The 21,282-nt window shown below is 56.9% G+C and carries 19 protein-coding genes; 4 read left to right on the top strand and 15 right to left on the bottom strand.

Going from position 1 to position 21,282, the window contains the following annotated elements; genetic code table 11:
• The first annotated feature begins 76 nt into the window (after nt 1-76).
• From ACZ1HV_RS21145 to ACZ1HV_RS21135, 3 genes are all read left to right on the top strand, one after another.
• Entirely contained in the window at nt 77-1,018 is a 942-nt protein-coding gene (locus tag ACZ1HV_RS21145) for a sugar ABC transporter substrate-binding protein (RefSeq protein WP_298967017.1), read from the top strand.
• 193 nt (nt 1,019-1,211) lie between these two features.
• Nucleotides 1,212-2,345 carry an ABC transporter permease gene (locus tag ACZ1HV_RS21140; RefSeq protein ID WP_298967015.1) on the top strand — a complete coding sequence of 378 codons (1,134 nt, stop codon included), beginning with the start codon at nt 1,212-1,214 and terminating at the stop codon, nt 2,343-2,345.
• Nucleotide 2,346: 1 nt separating this feature from the next.
• Nucleotides 2,347-3,138 (top strand): ATP-binding cassette domain-containing protein, encoded by a 792-nt coding sequence (locus ACZ1HV_RS21135; RefSeq protein WP_298967012.1) that lies wholly within the window; start codon nt 2,347-2,349, stop codon nt 3,136-3,138.
• A 152-nt stretch (nt 3,139-3,290) separates the two neighbouring features.
• Here ACZ1HV_RS21135 and ACZ1HV_RS21130 read toward each other — a convergent pair whose 3' ends face one another.
• The 7 genes from ACZ1HV_RS21130 to ACZ1HV_RS21100 all read right to left on the bottom strand — a co-directional run bounded on the left by ACZ1HV_RS21130 (nt 3,291) and on the right by ACZ1HV_RS21100 (nt 10,806).
• On the bottom strand, nt 3,291-3,974 hold the full coding sequence (locus ACZ1HV_RS21130; protein ID WP_472716214.1) for a hypothetical protein: 684 nt from the start codon (nt 3,972-3,974) through the stop codon (nt 3,291-3,293).
• A gap of 330 nt (nt 3,975-4,304) precedes the next feature.
• On the bottom strand, nt 4,305-5,783 hold the full coding sequence (locus ACZ1HV_RS21125) for a caspase family protein (RefSeq protein WP_298821965.1): 1,479 nt from the start codon (nt 5,781-5,783) through the stop codon (nt 4,305-4,307).
• 213 nt (nt 5,784-5,996) lie between these two features.
• Complete coding sequence (locus tag ACZ1HV_RS21120) at nt 5,997-7,280, bottom strand: TRAP transporter large permease (RefSeq protein ID WP_298964757.1); 1,284 nt, start codon at nt 7,278-7,280, stop codon at nt 5,997-5,999.
• The gene (locus tag ACZ1HV_RS21115; protein WP_298964756.1) at nt 7,280-7,828 is read right to left on the bottom strand and encodes a TRAP transporter small permease subunit; all 549 of its coding nucleotides are present in this window, start codon (nt 7,826-7,828) and stop codon (nt 7,280-7,282) included. Before ACZ1HV_RS21115 ends, ACZ1HV_RS21120 begins: the two co-directional genes overlap by 1 nt.
• A 15-nt stretch (nt 7,829-7,843) precedes the next feature.
• Complete coding sequence (locus ACZ1HV_RS21110; RefSeq protein ID WP_472716213.1) at nt 7,844-8,881, bottom strand: TRAP transporter substrate-binding protein; 1,038 nt, start codon at nt 8,879-8,881, stop codon at nt 7,844-7,846.
• A gap of 26 nt (nt 8,882-8,907) precedes the next feature.
• Entirely contained in the window at nt 8,908-9,729 is an 822-nt protein-coding gene (locus ACZ1HV_RS21105; protein WP_298821969.1) for a putative hydro-lyase, read from the bottom strand.
• A 69-nt stretch (nt 9,730-9,798) separates the two neighbouring features.
• Entirely contained in the window at nt 9,799-10,806 is a 1,008-nt protein-coding gene (locus tag ACZ1HV_RS21100; protein ID WP_472716212.1) for a LysR family transcriptional regulator, read from the bottom strand.
• Between the two features lie 226 nt (nt 10,807-11,032).
• Here ACZ1HV_RS21100 and ACZ1HV_RS21095 point away from each other — a divergent pair, with 226 nt between their 5' ends.
• Nucleotides 11,033-11,869 (top strand): carbon-nitrogen hydrolase family protein, encoded by an 837-nt coding sequence (locus tag ACZ1HV_RS21095; RefSeq protein ID WP_472716211.1) that lies wholly within the window; start codon nt 11,033-11,035, stop codon nt 11,867-11,869.
• A 62-nt stretch (nt 11,870-11,931) separates the two neighbouring features.
• Here ACZ1HV_RS21095 and ACZ1HV_RS21090 read toward each other — a convergent pair whose 3' ends face one another.
• From ACZ1HV_RS21090 to ACZ1HV_RS21055, 8 genes are all read right to left on the bottom strand, one after another.
• Nucleotides 11,932-12,804, bottom strand: a complete 873-nt coding sequence (locus ACZ1HV_RS21090) for an amidohydrolase family protein (protein ID WP_472716210.1) — start codon at nt 12,802-12,804, stop codon at nt 11,932-11,934.
• Between the two features lie 12 nt (nt 12,805-12,816).
• Nucleotides 12,817-14,643: a feruloyl-CoA synthase gene (locus ACZ1HV_RS21085; RefSeq protein WP_472716209.1), complete on the bottom strand. Its 1,827-nt coding sequence runs from the start codon at nt 14,641-14,643 to the stop codon at nt 12,817-12,819.
• A 23-nt stretch (nt 14,644-14,666) separates the two neighbouring features.
• Complete coding sequence (locus ACZ1HV_RS21080) at nt 14,667-15,152, bottom strand: MarR family winged helix-turn-helix transcriptional regulator (RefSeq protein ID WP_298821973.1); 486 nt, start codon at nt 15,150-15,152, stop codon at nt 14,667-14,669.
• A gap of 4 nt (nt 15,153-15,156) precedes the next feature.
• Nucleotides 15,157-15,924, bottom strand: coding sequence for a crotonase/enoyl-CoA hydratase family protein (locus ACZ1HV_RS21075; RefSeq protein WP_472716208.1), 768 nt, complete (start codon nt 15,922-15,924; stop codon nt 15,157-15,159).
• 280 nt (nt 15,925-16,204) lie between these two features.
• Nucleotides 16,205-17,521 (bottom strand): TRAP transporter large permease, encoded by a 1,317-nt coding sequence (locus tag ACZ1HV_RS21070; protein ID WP_298821975.1) that lies wholly within the window; start codon nt 17,519-17,521, stop codon nt 16,205-16,207.
• On the bottom strand, nt 17,518-18,105 hold the full coding sequence (locus tag ACZ1HV_RS21065; protein ID WP_298964732.1) for a TRAP transporter small permease: 588 nt from the start codon (nt 18,103-18,105) through the stop codon (nt 17,518-17,520). Before ACZ1HV_RS21065 ends, ACZ1HV_RS21070 begins: the two co-directional genes overlap by 4 nt.
• 67 nt (nt 18,106-18,172) lie before the next feature.
• A complete protein-coding gene (locus ACZ1HV_RS21060) occupies nt 18,173-19,213 on the bottom strand; it encodes a TRAP transporter substrate-binding protein (RefSeq protein WP_472716207.1) in 1,041 nt (346 codons plus the stop codon).
• 414 nt (nt 19,214-19,627) lie between these two features.
• Nucleotides 19,628-21,274 carry a dihydroxyacetone kinase subunit DhaK gene (locus ACZ1HV_RS21055; protein WP_472716206.1) on the bottom strand — a complete coding sequence of 549 codons (1,647 nt, stop codon included), beginning with the start codon at nt 21,272-21,274 and terminating at the stop codon, nt 19,628-19,630.
• Nucleotides 21,275-21,282: the final 8 nt, after the last annotated feature.

Raw genomic sequence — 21,282 nt, 5'->3', positions numbered from 1 at the left:
GTGCTTGTCTACCGGCAGGCACGGTCTCGAGGATGAAGTCCGGGATTGTAGAAAGCCTGAAATTTGGGAGGAACTTATGAAGAAGACATTGATCGCCTTTGCGACGGCCGCGATTGCGTTTACGGGACTGAGCGGCACTGCGGTTGCGGATGGTGAGCGTTTTGTTCTTGTCAGCCATGCGCCGGACAGCGACAGCTGGTGGAACACGATCAAGAACGGTCTTGCGCTTGCCGGTGAGCATGTTGGTGCTGAGGTTGAGTATCGCAATCCGCCGACAGGCGACATTGCGGACATGGCGCGCATCATCGAGCAGGCTGCTGCATCCAACCCGGACGGCATCATCACCACGCTTGCCGATCCTGACGTTTTGTCCGGGCCGATCCAGAACGCGGTTGCCAAGGGTGTTCCCGTGATCATCATCAACTCCGGCACGCCTGAGCAGGCAGCCGATGTCGGTGCGCTGATGTATGTCGGCCAGCCTGAGTATGATGCCGGTCTTGCAGCCGGTCAGCGCGCCAAGCGTGATGGCGTTGGCTCGTTTCTGTGTGTCAACCACGTTGTTTCCAACCCTGTGGTTGGCGAGCGCTGCCGCGGCTTTGCCGACGGTCTGGGTGTGGATCTGGGCACCAGCATGATCGACAGTGGCCAGGATCCGGCCGAGATCAAGAACAAGGTCAAGGCGTATCTTCTGGCCAACCCGGACACCGAAGCTGTCCTGACGCTCGGCCCGACCTCCGCGGACCCGACCATCCAGGCGCTTCAGGAAATGGGCAAAGCCGGCGACATCTACTTCGGCACCTTTGATCTGGGCACCGAGATCGTCAAGGCGATCAAGGACGGCACCATTCAGTGGGGCATTGACCAGCAGCCGTTCCTGCAGGCCTACCTGCCGGTGATCGTTCTGGCCAACTACCAGCGCTATGGTGTGCTTCCGGGCAACAACATCAACTCCGGCCCGGGGTTCATCACCAAGGACGCTCTGGCGAAGGTTGAAGAATTCGCCGGCGAGTACCGCTAAGGCAGTGGCCGCCCGAGCGGTCGACTGGAGAGGCGGTTCCCCCGCCTCTCCCTTCTTAAGAACGTAACCCAAGCGCTCCTTTATCGAAGTCGAGCGCGCTTCATCCGGAACATTGTTCTGCGGCCGGGCCGCATGGAAGCGGGCCTATCCTGCTTCACAAGGCGGCCGGCCACACGGCACGCAGGAGGACATCATGGCTGAGACCCAAACGGCAGCCCCACCAGAACCAGAGAAAGACGAACGCGTCCGCGAGATGTCTCGCATGCGCAAGGCGTTGATCCGCCCAGAGCTCGGCGCCATTTGCGGCACCATTCTCGTATTCATGTTTTTCCTCGGCATTGCCAGCGACAGCGGCATGTTCGCCGCCGAGGGCATCATCAACTGGGGCACCGTTTCCGCCCAGTTCGCCATCATCGCCGTCGGCGCCTGCCTGTTGATGATCGCCGGCGAGTTCGACCTGTCCGTCGGCTCCATGATCGGCTTTTCCGGCATCATCATCGCTCTCATGAGCGTGCAGTGGGGCTTTCCCGTCTGGTTTGCCATTCTGGTCGCCTTCGCCCTGTCCCTTTGCATTGGCGCCCTCAACGGCTATCTGGTCATCAAGACCGGCCTGCCCTCCTTCATCGTCACCCTCGCCTTTCTCTATATCCTGCGCGGCCTGACGATCTTCATTGCCATTGCCACCACCCGCAAGACCATCATCGGTGGCGTCAAGGATATTGCCGAGGGCGATCCGATCGCCTGGCTGTTCGGCGGCAAGGTCTTTTCCGGGGTGTTCGTCTGGCTGGCGGATCTGGGCCTTGTCGGCACCTTCGTGGCCGGCCCCAAGGCCGGTCTGCCCGTGGTCGAGGGCATTCCCATGCTGATGATCTGGGCCATTGCCCTCATCGTCTTCGGCCACATTCTTCTGACCCGTACCCGCTTCGGCAACTGGATCTTTGCCTCCGGCGGGGATGCACAGGCCGCCCGCTATGTCGGCGTGCCGGTCAGCCAGGTGAAGATCTCCATGTTCATGTTCACCGCCTTCTGCGCCACCGTCTTTGCCACCTGTCAGGTGATGGAGTTCGGCTCGGCGGCCGCCGACCGCGGTCTGTTGAAGGAGTTCGAGGCGATCATCTCCGTGGTCATCGGCGGCGCGCTTCTGACCGGCGGCTACGGCTCGGTCATCGGGGCCGCCCTGGGCGCGCTGATCTTCGGCGTCGTCCAGCAGGGCCTGTTCTTTGCCGGCGTGGAGAGTTCGCTCTTCCGGGTGTTCCTCGGGGTGATCCTGCTGCTTGCCGTGATCCTCAACACCTATATCCGCCGCATGATCACAGGAGAACGTTGAGATGCCCGATGCAAACACAGCTCCCCTGATCGAACTGGTCGACATCGAGAAGCATTTCGGCCCGGTGATTGCCCTCAACGGCGTCTCCGTCTCCGTCAAGGCCGGCGAGTGCCACTGCCTGCTCGGCGACAACGGCGCCGGCAAGTCCACCTTCATCAAGACCATGTCCGGCGTGCACAAGCCCACCCGCGGCAAGATCCTGATCGATGGCAAGGAGATCAGCTTCTCAACGCCCCGCGATGCCATGGAGGCCGGCATTGCAACGGTCTACCAGGATCTGGCGATGATCCCGCTGATGTCGGTGACCCGGAACTTCTGGATGGGCCGCGAACCCAGAAAGAGCGTCGGTCCGTTCAAGTTCTTCGACTTTGCCGAGGCCAACGAGGTCACCCTGACCGAGATGGCCAAGATGGGCATTCACCTGCGCTCGCCCGACCAGGCCGTCGGCACCCTGTCGGGCGGTGAGCGCCAGACGGTCGCCATCTCCAGGGCGGTTTATTTCGGGGCAAAGGTCCTCATTCTCGATGAGCCGACATCCGCCCTCGGTGTGCGCCAGACCTCCAATGTGCTCGCAACAATCGACAAGGTCCGCAAAAAAGGCATCGGCGTCGTCTTCATCACCCACAATGTCCGCCATGCCATGGCCGTCGGAGACCGCTTCACAGTCCTCAACCGGGGAAAAACACTCGGAACAGCTGAGCGCGGAGACATCAAGGCAGAAGAACTACAGGAAATGATGGCAGGCGGACAGGAACTCGCCCAACTCGAAGGCTCACTCGGCGGTACGGTCTAAGGCTCCGGTCACCTGTCAAAAAGCAACCTGACAAAAAAATGCGGGCGTTACAAAAAGCGCCCGCATTTTTTGTTTAGACGAGATGACAGGCTCTCATTGATTGAACACGGCGTCTTGAGCCGAAATCAGATGGCCATGCAGCCGCCTGTCGATCAGGACCGCAACAACCTCTTTGTTGAGCCAACCGCCGTCGCGATCTGTGCGTAGTGTGTCTTCCGCTTTTCCGAATTCCCGGCCGATCGCAGCAGTTTTGTGACCGTCTCGTCGATCGCAGCTGACGCTTCCCGGTTCGCCTGCGCCAGACTTGCTTTTGAAACAGCCCGATAGGTTTGCCGCTTCTTGGTGACTTTCGGAGCCGCCGGGTCCGCATATTTCGTCCGGATCGCCTTCAGCTTCCGGGACAATCTTCTAAGCTCCTGCCCGGCTTGCTGATAATTGGGACGCCGCTCGATGGTTGATGCAATTTTGCCGAAATTCACCGCCAGGCAGTCGAGACGGTATTCGGGACGTGTATCGTTCTCACATTCCTTGTTGCCATCGACAATCAACCTGGCAACACCGCGCGTAACGGTATCGCTGTAACCGCCCGACGCGGCAAGTCTCGGGTCCCGCTCATTGTCGCCGGTGTAACTTGTCCGATCTTCCGGTGACGAGTCCGAATAGGAATCATCATACTGGGCGAGCAGAATGTAGTCGCCCTGCGGCTCAGCGCTGACCCCTTCATGGATTGCATCGTGTGGCGACACGGCAGCGCCTGCCGGTAGAACCGACATTGCCGCGAACTGTCCTGCCAGCAGACAGGCAATCACGCCATTCAGGTATTGTTTATCAATCATTTTCACCCCCTGAGAATTGTTTTAACAAACTTCCAAATGGTCTGAGCTATCTAAACTCAAGTCATGAATATAAAGAACAAGGCAGTTAACTGGTTGCTTCGCAGTACACAAAACAGATGACCGCGGGTCAAACATCTACAGGCTGAAATATTGCCCTTTGCCAGTGACTGCATTGAGCGTCGTCAAAAACAGTAATCATCTTTTACTAAAAACGGAAAATCCAAATACACGATAGCAAAAAGATAACCCTGCGGCAATTTTCACCAATTGACCAAGGGCCTGAGGCAAGTCGCAGATAGCAGATGGTCAAAGCCGTTCAACGGCTGCAACTTATTCTGACAATCCATAAGCCTTACGCAGACTGCGCTTGGTTTGCGGTCCGAACTGGCCATCTATCGAACCGCTGTAGAAAGCGCGCTCCGACAGTTTGCGCTGCAGGGACCGGCGCGTTGCGGTCTTGAACATCTTCGGGTTTTCCGAAAGCTGGTTGAGCACTTCTTCATTGCCGGACCTGAGAGCTCTGTACAGGAACTCTGCCGCATCATCTGGCTGTTTGCCGTCCACAACTCCGTCATCGATCAACGCGGCATAATTGAACATGGCTTCAGGGTGCCGACGGTCGGCTGCCCGTCCGAACAATTCAATAGCCTTTTTCGGATCCCGCGTTACGCCCAGACCACCCTGATAATAGAGAAAACCGAGATCATTGATGGCGTCTGCAAAATCCTCATCGGCAGATTTGCGAAACAATTTCAATGCCTTGTCGACATCCTGCTCAACGCCAATCCCGCGTTCGTACATGCGTGCGAGTTCGAACATCGCTTCAGGATCACCGGCTTCTGCGGCTGTCTCCAACAAGGCGGCCGCCCTGCTCGGATCATAGCGATCTTCATTGGGATTCAAACGCATATAGGCAAGGCCTTTGAGCGCCCTGCTGTCACCCTCGCGTGCAGCGACCTGCAGCTGCTCTTCCTGATCAACTTCCAATCGCCCCCATGCATCCCGGCGTGCAGAAGCCGCAAGTGCATTCACTTCCTGGCTGCTGCCCGCCAAAAAATAGGGTTTGCCGGACAAGGAACCGTATGTATGCGGTTCCTGCGCATTGGCCGTTGCCTTGAGAACACTATCGCGAACCTGCCGAAAAGCCAGACCGATTTCCAGATCCTGAACCTTCAAGGTTTGCGCAAGCGCGAGGGCAAAAGGACTGTTGTCGCCTGCACCATCCAACGCAACCTTGCCCGCTTCAGCCGCATAGGCAACAAGCGTACCGCGCTCGGGCGAGGCCGGCGCAAGCCCCTGCCTCGCACTGGCATTGACTGTCAGAGTTTCCGTCATGTCCCCTTCGGCGAAGGGATCGTTACGGCAGGAGTCCAGGATCACGATCCTGAGCTGGCGCGCCTTGTCGACCGCCTGCAGAATTTCATCCAGTGAGACAGACGTATCGGCTACCCTCTGTCGATTTGCCGAATCTGCGTCCGACGGCACAAGAAAATTGCGCCCACCGACTTCAACTCCGTGTCCGGCGAAATAGACAAGAGCGACATCTGCTGTTTCTGCTTCGAACGAAAACCTTTCCAGCAACTCCTTGAATTCGGCCAGTCCGATATCGAAATGCTCCGCCACCCTGAAGTTCAGCTCGTTCAGCGTATCGGCGATCAGCCGGCCGTCCCTGGTCGTGTTGTAAAGATCAGGCGCGTTCTGATAGCTGGAAATGCCAACCACCAACGCCATACGGCGCTCCGCAAAAGGATCGGTCGAGGCATAGACGAGTGTCGCCGTGGCCGTGCACACCGCCAATATCAGCAGCATGCAATGTCCGAAGGTCGTCCGCAGCCGCAAAAGCAGCCGGAACCTGTCTGGGACTTGCGGCAAACGCATGAGTATTTTGTTCCGCTTCAAGGTTCAGCTTGAATGACACCTGGGAACATCATTGGAGGAAAGACCGGGCAAGACAAGTGATTTTCACAGCATACATTCATTTGCGGAGGCGCCTCGGCCCGGCTCGGAGCGCCTCAGACGCCATTAATTCATCGCCCTTGGCAGGTAAAGCGCAAGATCCGGAAGTGCGATCAGGGCGATGACCATTGCCAGCATGGCCAATACATAGGGGATTGCACCGATCATGACCTCGGCAATTGAGCCACCACGCCGCGCGCCCTGAACAACGAAGAGATTGAGGCCAACCGGCGGTGTGATCAGAGCCATTTCGATCAGCACGATCATGAGAATTCCGAACCAGACCGGATCATAGCCAAGCGCGGTGACAATCGGCACGACAATCGGAATTGTGATCACCATCAGTGACAGAGTTTCGATGAAAAACCCGAGCACGACATACATCAGCACAATCACAAGCAGCGTCCAGAGCGGGTTGAAGCCGAGGCCTTCCAGAAATCCGCGTAACTCCTGAGACAGGCCAGCGGCTGACAGCGTGAAATTCAGGAAGGAAGCCCCGATCACAACCAGCATGATCATTGCCGTAACCTTTACGGTTCCGATCAGAGCGGCACCGATCATGCGGATATTGAGACCGCCAAAGAGCAAGGCAATTGCCAGCGCTCCGGCGACACCGACCGAAGCTGCTTCCGTCGGAGTTGCCCAGCCTTTGTAGATGGATCCGATAATGGCCGAAAACAGAAAGATGATCGGCAGTAGGTCGGCAAGTCCTTTCAGCATTTCAATCAGAGGAAAAGTCCTGCGCGCGCCGCCAAGCTTCGGCTGAACCATGCACACAAGTGCGGTGACAACGATGAAACCGAGCGCCAGCAAAATGCCCGGCAAAAGCCCCGCAAGGAAGAGCTGAGGGATCGAAGTCTGTGTCAGGAACCCATAGACAATCAGATTGATCGATGGCGGGATCATGATACCAAGAGTGCCCCCGGCAGCTATCGCGCCGGAAAACAGTTTCGGATCATAACCAAGACGGTCCGCCTGCGGCATGGCCACCGTTGCCACTGTCGCAGCTGTTGCAACAGACGATCCGGATGTTGCGGAGAACATGGTCGCAGTCGCCACATTGGCATGTACCAGACCCCCCGGAAGCCAGGACACCCAACGGTCAAGCGCAGAATAGGTCCTTGCGGCGATTCCGGTTCTGACCAGGATCTCCCCTAACAGCACAAAGAACGGAATGGCGATCAGAGCCGCGTTTTCCGAAGTCGACCAGACCATCGAGCCCAGCCCGCGCATCAGCGGAAAAGGCGTAAAGAATTGGTCTATGCCGAAGCCCAGAAGAAAAAGAACAATTCCAACCGGAATGGAAAGGGACAGGAGCGCCAGAAGCCCGATTGAAACGAACGCAAGCATCAGACCGCCTCACTTTCCGGAAAGACGCCCATAACCTGTTCCGATCGTGAAAAATTGCCCTGATAGACCAGCACAAGCGCGCAGAGAAAGGTCAGCCAGGCGGTCAACGCAAACCAGATCCAGCCGGCGAACCAGGGCACCTGTACCAGCGCCAGGGGCGTTTCGAGCGGTGTGTTGGCTCGAGACCCATTGCGCAGCGTGGTCTCCACCACTGGCCAACACTGCAGCGCCACGATTGTGATCGTCCCGGCCAAAGCTAGCAACGACACCAAGTCCAGTATCATTCGCCACTTCGGGACGCCGATGGCGCGCCTCAGAAAGTCAATCCTGACATGTGACAGTTCAACCAGCCCAAAAGCCATGCCCCAGGCTGTGCCAATCGCCATGACATAGCCTGAGATTTCGTCGGTTCCACCCAAGGACGCACCCAGGCGGCGGAGCAGGATATCGGCAAGGACGAGTCCCGCGCAGAGGAGAAACAGAACGCCGACCGAAATCGCGACCAGCCGGTTGGCCCGTTTCAACAAATTAAATGCCGTTTCCGCCACCTGTTCACTCCGGCCTTAGTTGATCTTGATGGTCACGCCGACAACAGCGCCAACACTTTCGTTCCAGCGCGCAGCCCAGTCACCACCCGCCCGTTCGGCCCATTCCGGCAAAACTTCTGACTGGAGGATTTCTCGTGCTTTCTCTATGTCGCCGTCACTTGCCTCAACCAGCACCAGATTGCGGCTGTCGCCTGAAGCGCATTCGCCCTTGCCCGTCAGGCAAGCGATATCGTTGGCGAGCGCACCTTCCGCGGTTGACCAAGCAGGCGCTTCGAAATTCTCGGCAATTTGCTTTTCGATAAGCGCTTGTGTGTCGGCATCGAGAGACTGCCACTTGTCCATGTTGATCGCCGTTACCACCGGATCCCAACCTCCAAGGGGTATCGGAAGCAGGTGGGTCGTCACTTCCCACCAGCCCGCGCTATAGCCCGAACCAGCACCGGTTACGGCACAGTCGACGACACCCTTTTGCAACGCTCCAGGCACTTCGGAAAAGGAAACCGTAATACCCTCCGCTCCCAGGGCTTCCAGGAACTTGGCCGTCATGCGTCCCGAGGCACGGATCTTCAATCCTTTCAGATCATCGAGCGACCCGACTTCAGCATTGCAGAAAACGACCTGCGGCGGATAAGGCGCAATGGCCAACACCTTGGAATTGAAGCGTTGTGCGAAAATTTCGTCGACCATCGGCCGCGCCGCTTTCACGGCCGCTTCCGCCTTGTCCGCGGACATGGCGACCAGCGGAACATCAAGACCTTCAAGTTCCGGTGCATCGGCCACAGCGTAATCGCCGACGGTCATGCCGACATCGAAAACGCCCTGCCCCAGCAGACGAAAGACTTCACCGACCCCGAGGTTCATCTGATTATGAGTGGTCACCGTTGTCTGAAGGTTGCCGCCTGAAGCTTCAGGCAATGTGGTCTGCCAGAACGGCGCCTCATATTCCTTATGCAACGGCAAGCTGGACCAGCTGCCGACAACGGACAGGCTTTCTGCCATCACCGGGGTTGCAATGGCGGCGCTCGACATGAGGGAAATCAGAAGTCTTTTCATGGGTCCTCTCCGTGAAGGTTGGAAGTCTACATTGTTGTTGTTGCTATAATTGGATTTTCAGCGTCGTTCGGAATATCGGTGATCAACATGTGGCCAGGCTTGTGAGTGATGCAGATCGGCAGCGCAGCGTCTTGAATAACGGCTTGCGGAGTGACGCCGCATGCCCAAAACACGGGTGTATGTCCGGTCTGGATCGGCACCGGATCGCCCCAGTCGGGTGTACCTATATCGTTGATGCCGATCAGGGCCGGATCACCAATATGGACAGGTGAACCGTGCGCCAGGGGATACCGGGCCGAGATTTCAATGGCATTTGAGACCCTCTGATCCGGGATCATCCGCATCGACACAACCATCGGACCCTGAAAACGCCCTGCAGGCACGGTGTTTAGTGATGTCCTGAACATGGGAACCGTGGTGTTGTTGGAAATGTGCCAGAGATCGATACCCTCTTCGATCAACGCGTGTTCGAACGTGAATGAGCAGCCGATAGCAAATGCAACCAGCGTGTCGCTCCAAAGCGACGTTAGGTCAGCGACCGTGCTCGACAGCAGCCCATTTCGGTAGATGTTGTAAGCCGGGACATCCGTTCGAATGTCGATGTGATGTCCGAGTGTGAACATCATCGGGTTGCCGGTGTCGGAGACGCCGATCAGCGGACACGGCTTGGGATTGCGTTGACAGAACCGCATGAAGTCGAGCGCAAATTCTTCCGGCATGATCGCAAGGTTGGCTTGAAGCAGGTCCTTGCCAAGTCCAGCCGTGTGGGAGGCATAGCCGCCGCTCCGGATGTACCGGCGCACGGTTTCAGCTGGCTCTTTCCGCAGGATTTCGTAACTCGACACCATGGGCCTCCTTTCGCCAAGGAGGCTCCCGCAGTTGATCTATAAATTCAAATTCAAACTTTTTAGCATTTTTTATAAAGTATTTTTATACCCATCATAAGCAAGCGCGACCAGCAATGCCTTTTGAGCAGCGGCTGCCACCAAGTGACTGCGTGGATCCCCGAGATAACTTGCCGAAAACGAAAGGGCCTCGGGCACCCAGCCGGGATCAAATTCCGCGATGCGCCCCTGGTCGACATAAGGTTGACCCATTACCCTTGGCAAAGCGGCAACCCCAAGCCCGGCCTCAACCAGCCTGAAGCAGGCAGACAAAGAAGATGATGGAAACATGCGAACGTCCGGCGCAATCCGCTCAAAAAGTGCCGTTTTCAGTTCCCGATAAGGACGTGTATGACGCGCATAGGTGATCACCGGTTTTTCCCGGATCAAAGCCTCACCGGCCTTTCCGTCGGCGATGGTTCCGACGGGTGCGTACCAGGCCAGATCAAAGCCCGGCAATTCGACATTGTCGACGGAATATTCCGAAACGGGACCGAGCAGTAGCGCAAGGTCAATTTCGCGATCAAGAAGCCCGGCGCGCAGGTTCACCGAGATATCGACATTGATCTCGACGACAAGATTTGGAAATTCAGAATGCAGCTCCGCAACGAGATCCGGCAACCAGCACTGGGCAATCGTTTCAGACGCTCCGATACGCAAATGCCGGTTGATGCCATCCTTGGCAACGACGGTCTCTTCCACCTTGTCGGACAGTCTTTCAAACTGCTCGGCATAGGTTTGAAGCATCTCGCCCCGCTTGGTCAGTTTCAGTCGGCCGGGTGAGCGTTCGAAGAGTTCTGTTCCAAGCCCTTCTTCCAGTCGTTTGAGCCGGGTGGTGACAGCCGGCTGTGTCAGGCTCAGGGTCTGCGCTGCCTTGTTGACACCGCCGTGCCGGACAACCGCCAGAAACGCTCTCAATTGGTCCAGGTTGAGGGGATGCATACCGGCGAACCCTGTCTTGTTTTGAGCGCGAGCCTGCGCCGAGGGAAGCTGAGTCTCGCGACCCGGCAATCGAGAGTAATACCCCTGCGTGCTCGCCAATCAAGCTCAGTGATGTGGCAACGCTTTAGATCAATGTCAGAAAGATGCTCACGATGAACCCGTTTTACAAAGCCTATACACGCCGCCAACGGTACTGCTTCACTCACACGGTGCGTCCGCAACCGCGATAACAGGACACTCGGTTCCATCCGAGCTAATCCAAACGTACTGGCAAGACGAGTGTTAGAGATACACAAGCGTCGTTCCTTGATTCGGGAGTTGGACATTGAAGATTGCCACTGCCCAAACCATCGTTTCGAAAGACATATCCTCAAATGCAAGTGCGATTAGGCAGGCTTTGTCGGATGCCGCCGAGCAAGGAGTTCGCCTGGTAAACTTTTGCGAAGGTGCTCTTTCGGGATACTCAAAAGCACAAATTGCTTCGCCGGAGTGTTGGTCTTCGTTTGACTGGGCCAGGCAAGAGAAAGAGCTGCGCGGCATCGCAGAATTGTGCGGAAAATTAGGACTCTACGCTGTTGTTGGTGGAGCTCATCGGCTCTCAGAAACAACCAGACCTCACAACAGTCTCTATGTCCTTTCAGATCGCGGCGATCTTCTTACTAGGTATGACAAGCGTTTCCTATCCAACTCTGAAATCCAAGACTGGTACACACCAGGGCGGCATCCTGTGCTTTTCAGTGTGGACGGATATCGGTTTGGTTGCGCGCTCTGCATCGAATGTCAATTTCCGGAAGTTTTTATGGATTACGAAAAGCGCGGCGCCGATGCCGTTCTATTTGGCTCCTACGGAATACCAGAACACTTCCAGAGAGCAATTCAGGCGCACGCAGGCCTAAACTGCTTCTGGATTAGTGCAGCCACCCCCGCACAAGAAGCTGCGAAAGGGCCAGCCGGCATTGTGGGGCCGGATGGCAAGTGGGCTTCGCGATGCAATTTTTCATCGGCTTCGAGTCTTGTTCTTTCAATACTCGACCGAGATGATCCTGATTACGAGATTCCAATAAAAAGGGCCCGTCCTTGGAGGGCGAGCGCGCGTCTAGGGACAATATACAAGGACAAAATGGTAGAGGACCAACGAAGTCGGGACAAAACCGAATTCTGATTTCGGCCAAAAAACGGGCAATTCTATAGAAACCAGAATCAGACAAACGCACCAGTGCCTGGTCAGGCAAGGCCTAGGAGGCGGGCTGCATTGCCTTTGATGATGTCGGGACGCAGTTCGTCCTTGATGGCGATCTTTTCAAAATCGGACAGCCAACGTTCAGGCGTTATCATTGGCCAGTCCGAGCCGAACAAAACCTTCTTTTTCAAGATCGAATTACAATACTTGACCAGAATTTCGGGAAAGTATTTCGGCGACCATCCAGACAGGTCAATATAAACATTGGGTTTGTGCTGGGCGACCGCCAACGCTTCTTCCTGCCAGGGAAAGGACGGGTGTGCGAGAATGATCTTCATGTCCGGGAAATCAACTGCAACATCGTCCATATACATCGGATTGGAGTATTTCAGCCGCATGCCGTTGCCTCCCCGCATGCCGCTGCCAACGCCAGTCTGACCCGTGTGGAACAGTGCGATGCCACCAGATTCCGCAATGGCCTCATAAAGTTCATAAGCCATGCGGTCATTGGGAAAAAACCCTTGCATGGTCGGGTGAAACTTGAACCCCTTGATGCCGAATTCACGTATCAGCCGGCGCGCTTCACGTGCGCCCATCCGGCCCTTGTGCGGATCGATGGACGCAAAAGGGATCAGGACGTCATCATTATCCGCAGCGATCTCGGCGACTTCTTCATTCTTGTAGCGGCGATATCCGGTCTCGCGTTCCGCATCGACGGGGAAAATAACCGCGGCGATATTTTGCGCACGGTAATGCGCCGCCGTTTCCGGCACGGTTGGTGGATGTTTCCATGGTGCCCGGAAGTATTCGGCCATGGTTGCCTGCAGGTCGTCATAGCCGTCATCGGTATGGCAACCACAGGGCTCTTCGGCATGCGTGTGAATATCGATTGCGCGGACCTTGCTGATATCGACCATCTCGTGCCTTCCCTATAGCCTCACCGTCGCGGGGTCATCGTCGGAATAAAGCCGCTCAAGCAACGTTGCGCGGCGAGTCAGAACCCTGCGGATATTCAAATTGCCCTTGGCGGTCATTTCACCTTCCGCCCCCGATGGGGGTGCGGATAAAACAATTGCGCGCGACACCCTTGCTGAACTGCCGCTGACAGTCCGCGCGCGCTCCGCAAGCCGCCGGTGAATTTCTCCTTGCAACAGGTCGCACCGATAAGCACCGCGTTCCTCCGACAACTGAAACCCCGCTTGGGTCAATTCGGACAAGTTCGGAAAAATCATCACACCGATCTCGGTGCGATCCGCACCGGTCACGACCAAGTCGGCCGCCAGGGGAGCAAGAGCCGACAGCATGTCGAGCTTCAGTTGTGCAACGCGGACCCAGGTTCCCGACTGCAATTTGAAGTCCTCGGAAATACGGCCATCGAAACGCATCCCTCTGTCGGGATCTTCAGCGTCCAGAAAGACCATCGCATCACCGGTGATGAAATATCCTTCTTCGTCGAAAGCAACTTTGGTCTTTTCCGGGTCCTCGAAATAACCGGGCATGACGCTTGGCCCTTTGATCCGGACTTCGCAGCGCATGTCCTCATCAGGTAGAAGCTTCAAGGTAACGCCATTGACAGGCACCCCGACAATCCCTGAACACGGAGCGGGTTCCTGCTGCATCATTGCAGATGGTGCTGTTTCGGTCAGTCCCCAGGACGACGTCATTAGCGGCACTTCGCCCTTTTCGTTCAAAGCCATCTGCTCCAGTCCGGACCACACGTCCTGTGGCAGCGAAGCGCCTGCGTAGAAGATCAGATCCAGATCTTGAAAAAAGCGGTGCCGGAAGCCTTTGTCTTTCCGCAGCGCATCGAGCAACATGCCGAAACCCAACGGAACATTGAAGGCAAGTGTGCCGGTTATCAGATGAAGGTTCTCCAGCGTCCTCTCGAAGAGCCCTTTCACGGGCTTGCCGTCATCGATATAGAAACTGCCGCCATTGGCCAGCATCATGTTGAAGTTGTGGGATCCGCCAAAAACGTGGTTCCAGGGCAGCCAGTCAACGATGACCGGAGGACGTTTGCGCAGGAACGGCAAGGCGTCCGCCAGCTGAGCCTGGTTGACGCACATCATGCGATGGGTCGTCAGCACCCCTTTCGGGCTCGAGGTCGAGCCGCTGGTCATCAGGATTTTTCCAACCGTATCGGTCGTGACGTCGGCAAAAGCCGCATCAACATCAACGGCCCCGTCCCCTTTGAGAAGGTCAGCAAATTTCGTGACCTTTTCTGCGCCTGCACGGGTCGACGGGCGGCTAGCAACAATTTCAACGCCGGAGAGTTCCTGAAGGCTCAGCGCTTCTTGGAACTGGTCCTGATCGATCACATAGGCAAGTTTCGGTTTGATCAGATGAATGACATCCCGCAAGCGGCCGTGTGCCCCATGGACCAGTGAATACTGTTCAGCTACCGGAACCAGCGGCACACCGACATACTGGGCGGCGAGTGCCAGGATACCATGATCGACACTGTTTCCGGACATGACGAGAATTGGCGTTTGCCGGTCCATACCACGGGCAAGAAGCGCAGCGCCGACCGAGCGCACCTTTGCCAGTGTGGTTTCGTAAGTCTCTTCACGCCAACCGGCTCCATTGCGTTCCGCCAGGAACACACGCCCGGGAGCTTCTTCTGCCCATTGATGCAGCCAGTCGCCTGTCCGCTCAACGCTGGAACTGAGCTGATGGTTGGAACGCAGCAGAATGGACCCGTCCGGACGATTTTCCCGGCTGACCGAATGCGACTGGAAATCTGTCGTGCGTTTCATGACTTTTCCTGCAGGCACACGCGTCAGCGATCACGCTGACGGTTTGCCTCGATCACCTGAAGAACTTTGAGGGCAACTGCCTTCTCATCCGGACCGAGGCCTTTCAGAAGCGCGGTTTCATGCGCTGCAACAACTGAAAGCGCTTGCTTGCACAGGTCATGCCCGGCTGCCGTTGCCTTGAGCGCATAAGCCCGCCGGTCGTTGGGCAATCGATCTCTCAAGACCAGACCTCTGCGCTCCAGCTCATCGACAATCACCACCAGATTGGGCCGTTCGATATCCATGGCTTCTGCCAGTTGCGACTGGCGGAGCCCCGGATTATCCACAATCAGAACCAGCGCCGTATAGGTGAGCATTCTCAGTTCAAGCGGTTTCAGGGTTCGGCTAAGGTCCGATTGGATGACATTGAAGGTTCGCTTCATCTGATATCCGTGAAAAGATCGCAACGTCCTGTCGTTGACGTGGACAACTGTGTCTTCTGTTTCGATATCGGCAGCTGGTTTTTTCATGACATCACCTGAATTTCGGACTGCGTTTTTCGATAAAGGCGGCCAGGCCCTCAATTGCATCCGGGCTTGTCTGCGTGAGTGCGGCACACAGGCTTTCGGTAAAAAGGCCATCAGCCTTTGACATGTCGGAAATGCGCGACAGCGCCTGGATCATGATGTAATTCGACAGTGGCGCATTCGACGCGATTTTGCGGGCAAGATCCTGTGCATTCGCCAGGGCTTCACCCGGATCGACAACATAGTGGGTCAGACCCAGAGACTGTCCCTCGCCAGCGTCATATTTCCGGCCCGTAAGCATCATTTCGGTCATGCGATCGGCGCCCAGTATCCGTCCGACACGAACCGAAGCTCCTCCGCCCACGAATATGCCGCGGCGCCCTTCCGGAAGCTGAAAGAAGGTGGATGTTTCAGCAACACGGACATGCGTTGCGCATGCCAGTTCCAGGCCGCCCCCGATAACAGCCCCGAACATCGCGGAGACAACCGGCAATCCCCCAAACTGGATCCTGTCCATCACCGTGTGCCACCCGCGGGAATGGTGCATGGTGCCTTCCGCGTCTCGAGCGACATGTTCGCTCAAATCCAGTCCGGAGCAGAAGTGACCGGCAGTCCCCGTTATGACCACCGCCTTCACGGTTTTCGGCGGGTTTGAGAAGAAGCTCTCGATTGCTTCAAGCAGGTCGTCGCACATGGCATTGCGCTTGTCAGGGCGGTTCATCGTCAAGGTGGCGACGTCGCCGTTTACCACAATGTTCAAGATCGGATCGTTCATCAGAATGTCCTCAACGCCGCGGCAGGAGCACCGCGCCCTCAAGCCGGATGGTCGTTCCATTGAGAAACGGGTTGGTGACGATCTGTTCTGCCATCAGTGCAATTTCTTCCGGCTGTCCCAGACGCGGCGGACGGTGGCAGCGCCAAGGCCGCTGCCACCTTCATTCACAAGCACTACAGGTTGCGCTATCCGCATCTCACCTGCTCCGATTCAGTGTGAGCTATCATTGTTATGTTCCATATCTATTTTCACACTCCGACATCCCCAATGGCAGGGCGGCCTAGCCGCCCAGAAGGAACAGGGTGATGGAGGGGAACAGCACCAGGATAATGACCCGGACAATGTCCGACGTTACAAACCACAAGACGGCCTTGTAGGTTTCCTTCATCGGCGTGGACCGATCCATGGCATTGATAATGAAGAGGTTCATGCCGACCGGCGGCGTGATCAGACCCACCTCGACAACAATCAGTACAATGATCCCGAACCAGATCGCGACATGCTCCGGGCTCATTCCGAAATCAAGCGCGCTGATCACGGGAAAAAAGATCGGAATGGTCAAAAGGATCATCGACAAACTGTCCATCAGGCAGCCAAAAGCCAGATAGAACAACAGCACCAGCGTCAGCACCATCCATGGGCTGAAGCCCTGGCCGACAACCCAGCCGCTGAGTTCTTGCGGCAATTGACTAAGCGCCAGGAAACCATTGTAGAAGCCGGCCCCGAGAATGATGAAGAATATCATCGCGGTGCTCATGGCGGTCTGGATCATGCTGTCGATGAACATCTTCCAGGTAAGATTGCCGGACAAGAGCGCCAAAACACCAGTGCCCGCCGCACCGACGGCCGCGCCTTCCGTTGGTGTGAACCAGCCAAGATAAATGCCTCCGACAACCAGTCCGAAAACGAGGAGGACCGGCCAGACTTCGAGCATGGCGCGCATGCGCTCTGCATAGGGAACAGGCTCACGGGTTCCGGCTGCCGCCGGATTGAGCCGAACATAGATAGAAATGGTGATCATGTAGCCGATTGCCGCCAGAATGCCTGGAATGAAGGCGGCCAGAAACAGCTTGGCAATGTTCTGCTCTGTCAGGATCGCATAGATCACCAGGATCACTGATGGCGGGATCAAAATGCCGAGCGTGCCGCCGGCGGCCAATGTGGCGGTGGAGAAGCCGCCGGAATAGCCGTAGCGACGCAGTTCCGGGAGTGCCACCCGGCTCATGGTAGCTGCAGTGGCAAGCGAGGAGCCACAGATTGCGCCAAAGCCGGCGCAGGCACCAACCGCGGCCATTGCGACACCGCCCTTGCGATGCCCCAGCCAGCTCTCTGCAGCCTTGAACAGCGACGACGACATTCCCGAATGCGTAGCGAATTGTCCCATGAGCAGGAACATTGGAATGATCGTCAGCGAATAGCTGGAAAAGGTCGAGTAGGTTTCACTCTTCAGCTTGGACAGAAAGACATTCGGCGTTCCGGTCGCAAGCCAGAGCCCACCGAGCCCGCAAATCATCATCGCTAGGCCAATAGGGGCCCGCAGGAAAATCAGGACCAACAGAATGGGAAAGGACAGATAACCGAGTTCCAGAAGGCTCAATGGACTTCCCCCTCAGCATCTGATGAGAGCCTGCGGCCCGTGACGAGTTCAGTCATCCGTGCAACGGCGCAATAGACCGCCACCACCGAGGCGACAAAAGCAGCACCGAAGCTGAAGGCAAATGCCCACCAGACCGGGAATTGCAAAATGAAGGTGGTTTCTTCGTAACGCATCTTGTCCTGCATGCCGACAAAGAGCCGCCAGGTGATCAACAGGATCAAAGCGCTCAACAGAACTTCCCAGAAGGTCTCCAAGAACCTGTTCAGCCAATGCGGAAACCCGGTTGAGAACACATCGACAGTCGCGTGGCCGCGCCGTAACTGGCAAATCGGCAGGAAGGCGAAAATCGTGAAACTGATACCTGCTTCCAAGAGCTCGAAGTCACCCTGAACGGGGCCGACGCCGGTCGCGATCAAGGCTTTGGCGCCACTCTCTGATAGCGAAGTCAGGAAGCCGGAATGTCCTAGCGTGTTTAGACCTCTGCCGAGAACACTGACGCAAGTCAGGGCAATGAGCCCGGTCAGCACCAATCCGCCAAGGATCGCCATGAAGCGCGCCAGACGCTCCACCAATTGAGACAGCATGTATCCGTGTCCTGTGGGAAAAGAGCCCCCGGAACACAGGCGTCCGGGGGCGTTTGCAAGGTTTTCGTCAGTTGGCCATCAATTCGGCCGCACGATCCTTCAGCGCTTTGCCGTCAATGCCTTTGGCATCCATCTCGGCAATCCACTCGTCGATAGTGCCTTGCGCGGCTGCGCGCCACTCGGCAATCTGTTCTGGCGTTTGCGTGATGATGTTGTTGCCACGCTCCACGGCAGCAGCACGCGGTCCGGCATCATCTGTCTGCATCTGCTTACCAGCAAACGCAGAGAAATCTTCACCGGAATTCGCATCAATAATGGCTTTCAGGTCATCCGGCAGCGCGTCGTATCTGTCTTTGTTCATCGCAAAGATGAAAGACGTGGTGTAGAGCGCATCACCTGGGAACTCGGTGTGATTTCCGACAAGTTCATTCACCTTGAGCGCACCGACAACTTCCCAGGGAATAACGGACGCGTCGATCACGCCTTTACTGAGCGCTTCCGGAATCGCCGGGACAGGCATGCCGACAGGTGTTGCTCCAAGATTGGAGAACAACTTGTTCGTCACGCGTGTCGGTGCACGCAGCTTGACCCCGTTCAGATCGTCAAGTGTGGTGATTGGCTTGCTGGAATGGATGACACCCGGGCCGTGGACCCAAAGACCAAGCGGTTTGAACAGCTTGAAGTCCTCATCCATCATGGTTTCATCAGCCAGCTTCCAGTAGGCCCTGGACATCGACTCAGCATCGGTCATGGTGAACGGAAGCTCGAACACTTCCGCGCGTGGGAAGCGGCCCGGCGTATACCCAGCCACCGTCCAGACAATGTCGACGGCACCGTCGATCACCTGGTTGATCAACTCCGGCGGCTTGCCGCCCAGCTGCATGGCCGGATAGCGCTCGATCTTGATACGACCGTCGGACTCAGCCTCAATCTTGTCGGCCCAAGGGTCAAGCACGTTTTTGGGAACGTTCGCTTGCGCCGGCAGAAACTGATGCAGGCGAAGTGTAACTTCCTGCGCAACCGTACTGGACGCCGTGCCCGCAAGGGCAATAGCGGAAACTGTGGCCGCCACGGCCAGCCTTGCAAACTTCTTATGCAAGTTGATCATTATGTCCTCCCTGTTCGATCAACTTCAAAAAACAAGACCGGATTCCTCCTATCCGATCAAGTGATGAACTATAATAGTTATACTTCATAACTTTTTTCAAGACTAAAACACCAAAAGCCCAGCGCACGCGCGCGGGTCTGGAAAAGCGGACGCTTTGCAGGATCACGGATCTGATCGATATGCCTCATAAAACATCACAGCTACCTGACAAATTTGCCGGAGTTTGTGATGAATTGAGCGCATTGGCAAGACCCTGATTGGCTTATGTCGACAGAAGACCGAATTGCTCGGGTCCACACAGGTCTGACGGGGCGGGCACGCAAGAAGGAGATGGCGACTTTTTGCCGCCAGGAACAGAAAGACGAAAAGTCCGGCCGGCAACCGTTGCCGGCACCGGCCGGAAGGGGTCGGACATCAAGCCGACTGGGAAGTCAAAGCCGGTGCTTCGGCCAATTGCTCGAGCAGACGCGCAACCGCTTCAGCGCCGGGATCATTGTGACCCGACAGATTTGCCTCTGATATATAAGACGCCCGCCCTGCCCGGGCTCGTGTAATCCGCGCCGTGGCATCAGCTCCCTGTCGCGCCTCTGCAGCGGCGGCCCCGATACCGTTCTCAAGGGCATTCAGAGCCGGCATCAAGGCGTCGATCATCGTGCGATCACCCGGCCCAGCTCCACCGACTTGCATGATACGGTCAAGCCCCGCCTTCAAAGCGCCGATTGCGCCATGGCCACTGGAAGACGCATCGCCTGCAGCCGCAAAGAAAATCGCGAGCAACACCCCGGACGACCCGCCCATGGTCTGGCTAAGCTCCAGTCCCACCGCACGATAAAGCTGGGTCAGGTCGGCAAGCGGCAGTCGATCCAGGGCCTGGATCAAGGCGCGGGCGGCTGTTGCCAGCGTGCTTCCGGTGTCGCCGTCACCCGATTTTGCGTCGAGTGCATTCAGGTCCTCTTCGGCGGCAATCAGGATGTTGCAGCACCGCTCGATGAATGCTCGGGTTTCCGGGTTTTTCGACGGTAACGGCTGGATCGGGGACAACCCGTCCGGCAGTGGCCGCACGGAAACAGGGCCAAGAGCAAGGCATCCCGGCCACGCCCATGGCGCCACAGGAGCTTGCAGCAACGCTTCCTCGGCCTTTCCGACCGGCAACAGCGAGACGGAAAATCCATGCATATCAAGTGAAGTCATCATCGCCGCCGGGCCGATTACCCAGCGTATCTGACTGCCAATCCGAGACGCCGTCATCTCTTCAAGAAGCACCGACATTTCAAGAGGTGTCGTACTGCCAAGATTGTTCAGGATCGCAACATGTGGTCCGGGCGCAAGGCTCGGCGCCAGTCGTTCAACCACCATGGCCATGGCAGCCTTGGCGTTGGAATACTCTACCTGTTCGATGCCGGCTTCGCCGTGGATGCCCAGGCCGAGTTCGGCTTTACCGAGAGCAATCCTGTCTTCCTTCGGCGACCCCGGAATTGTGCACGTGTCGAGTGACATGCCAATGGAAATAGCGCCCTTGATGGCCTGCTCCGCGGCAGCCGTGATCGTATCCAGGTCAGCGCCCTGATCGGCCAGAGCCCCGGCAATCTTGTGCACGAACAATGTGCCGGCAACGCCCCTGGCCTGGGGCAGATCCGGCAAGGCCACGTCATCATCAACAATGACCATATTGACCTTCAGACCGAATGCTCGCGCACGTTCAACTGCGAGACCAAAGTTGAGGCGGTCTCCCGTATAGTTTTTCACGATGAGCAGACAACCCGCCTTGCCTGTCACGGCCAGAATTCCTGCCAGCACCGCGTCGACCGAGGGAGACGCAAAGACCTCGCCGCAGACAGCGGCCGTCAACATGCCCTGGCCTACAAATCCCGCGTGGCTGGGTTCGTGACCAGAACCACCACCGGAAACAAGCGCCACTTTCGACTTGTCCCAGTCGGTGCGCACGACAACCTTGATATGAGGATAGCCATCCAGTCGGGCCAGTCGTCCGCCAGCCGTTCTGAGCGTCCCGTCAATCGCTTCAGTGACGAGCGTTTCCTTGGTGTTGATAAACTGCTTCATGTCCCGTC

The sequence above is a fragment of the Roseibium sp. JB4-4 genome, from assembly GCF_055693425.1.
This window is presented reverse-complemented; position numbering and strand designations above follow the sequence as displayed.

What these genes read in the sequence shown, in the direction of transcription:
- ACZ1HV_RS21145 (WP_298967017.1), top strand. Translation starts at nt 77, where the DNA reads ATGAAGAAGACATTGATCGCCTTTGCGACGGCCGCGATTGCGTTTACG.
- ACZ1HV_RS21140 (WP_298967015.1), top strand. Translation starts at nt 1,212, where the DNA reads ATGGCTGAGACCCAAACGGCAGCCCCACCAGAACCAGAGAAAGACGAA.
- ACZ1HV_RS21135 (WP_298967012.1), top strand. Translation starts at nt 2,347, where the DNA reads ATGCCCGATGCAAACACAGCTCCCCTGATCGAACTGGTCGACATCGAG.
- ACZ1HV_RS21130 (WP_472716214.1), bottom strand. Translation starts at nt 3,974, where the DNA reads ATGATTGATAAACAATACCTGAATGGCGTGATTGCCTGTCTGCTGGCA.
- ACZ1HV_RS21125 (WP_298821965.1), bottom strand. Translation starts at nt 5,783, where the DNA reads ATGCTGCTGATATTGGCGGTGTGCACGGCCACGGCGACACTCGTCTAT.
- ACZ1HV_RS21120 (WP_298964757.1), bottom strand. Translation starts at nt 7,280, where the DNA reads ATGCTTGCGTTCGTTTCAATCGGGCTTCTGGCGCTCCTGTCCCTTTCC.
- ACZ1HV_RS21110 (WP_472716213.1), bottom strand. Translation starts at nt 8,881, where the DNA reads ATGAAAAGACTTCTGATTTCCCTCATGTCGAGCGCCGCCATTGCAACC.
- ACZ1HV_RS21105 (WP_298821969.1), bottom strand. Translation starts at nt 9,729, where the DNA reads ATGGTGTCGAGTTACGAAATCCTGCGGAAAGAGCCAGCTGAAACCGTG.
- ACZ1HV_RS21090 (WP_472716210.1), bottom strand. Translation starts at nt 12,804, where the DNA reads ATGGTCGATATCAGCAAGGTCCGCGCAATCGATATTCACACGCATGCC.
- ACZ1HV_RS21085 (WP_472716209.1), bottom strand. Translation starts at nt 14,643, where the DNA reads ATGAAACGCACGACAGATTTCCAGTCGCATTCGGTCAGCCGGGAAAAT.
- ACZ1HV_RS21080 (WP_298821973.1), bottom strand. Translation starts at nt 15,152, where the DNA reads ATGAAAAAACCAGCTGCCGATATCGAAACAGAAGACACAGTTGTCCAC.
- ACZ1HV_RS21075 (WP_472716208.1), bottom strand. Translation starts at nt 15,924, where the DNA reads ATGAACGATCCGATCTTGAACATTGTGGTAAACGGCGACGTCGCCACC.
- ACZ1HV_RS21065 (WP_298964732.1), bottom strand. Translation starts at nt 18,105, where the DNA reads ATGCTGTCTCAATTGGTGGAGCGTCTGGCGCGCTTCATGGCGATCCTT.
- ACZ1HV_RS21060 (WP_472716207.1), bottom strand. Translation starts at nt 19,213, where the DNA reads ATGATCAACTTGCATAAGAAGTTTGCAAGGCTGGCCGTGGCGGCCACA.
- ACZ1HV_RS21055 (WP_472716206.1), bottom strand. Translation starts at nt 21,274, where the DNA reads ATGAAGCAGTTTATCAACACCAAGGAAACGCTCGTCACTGAAGCGATT.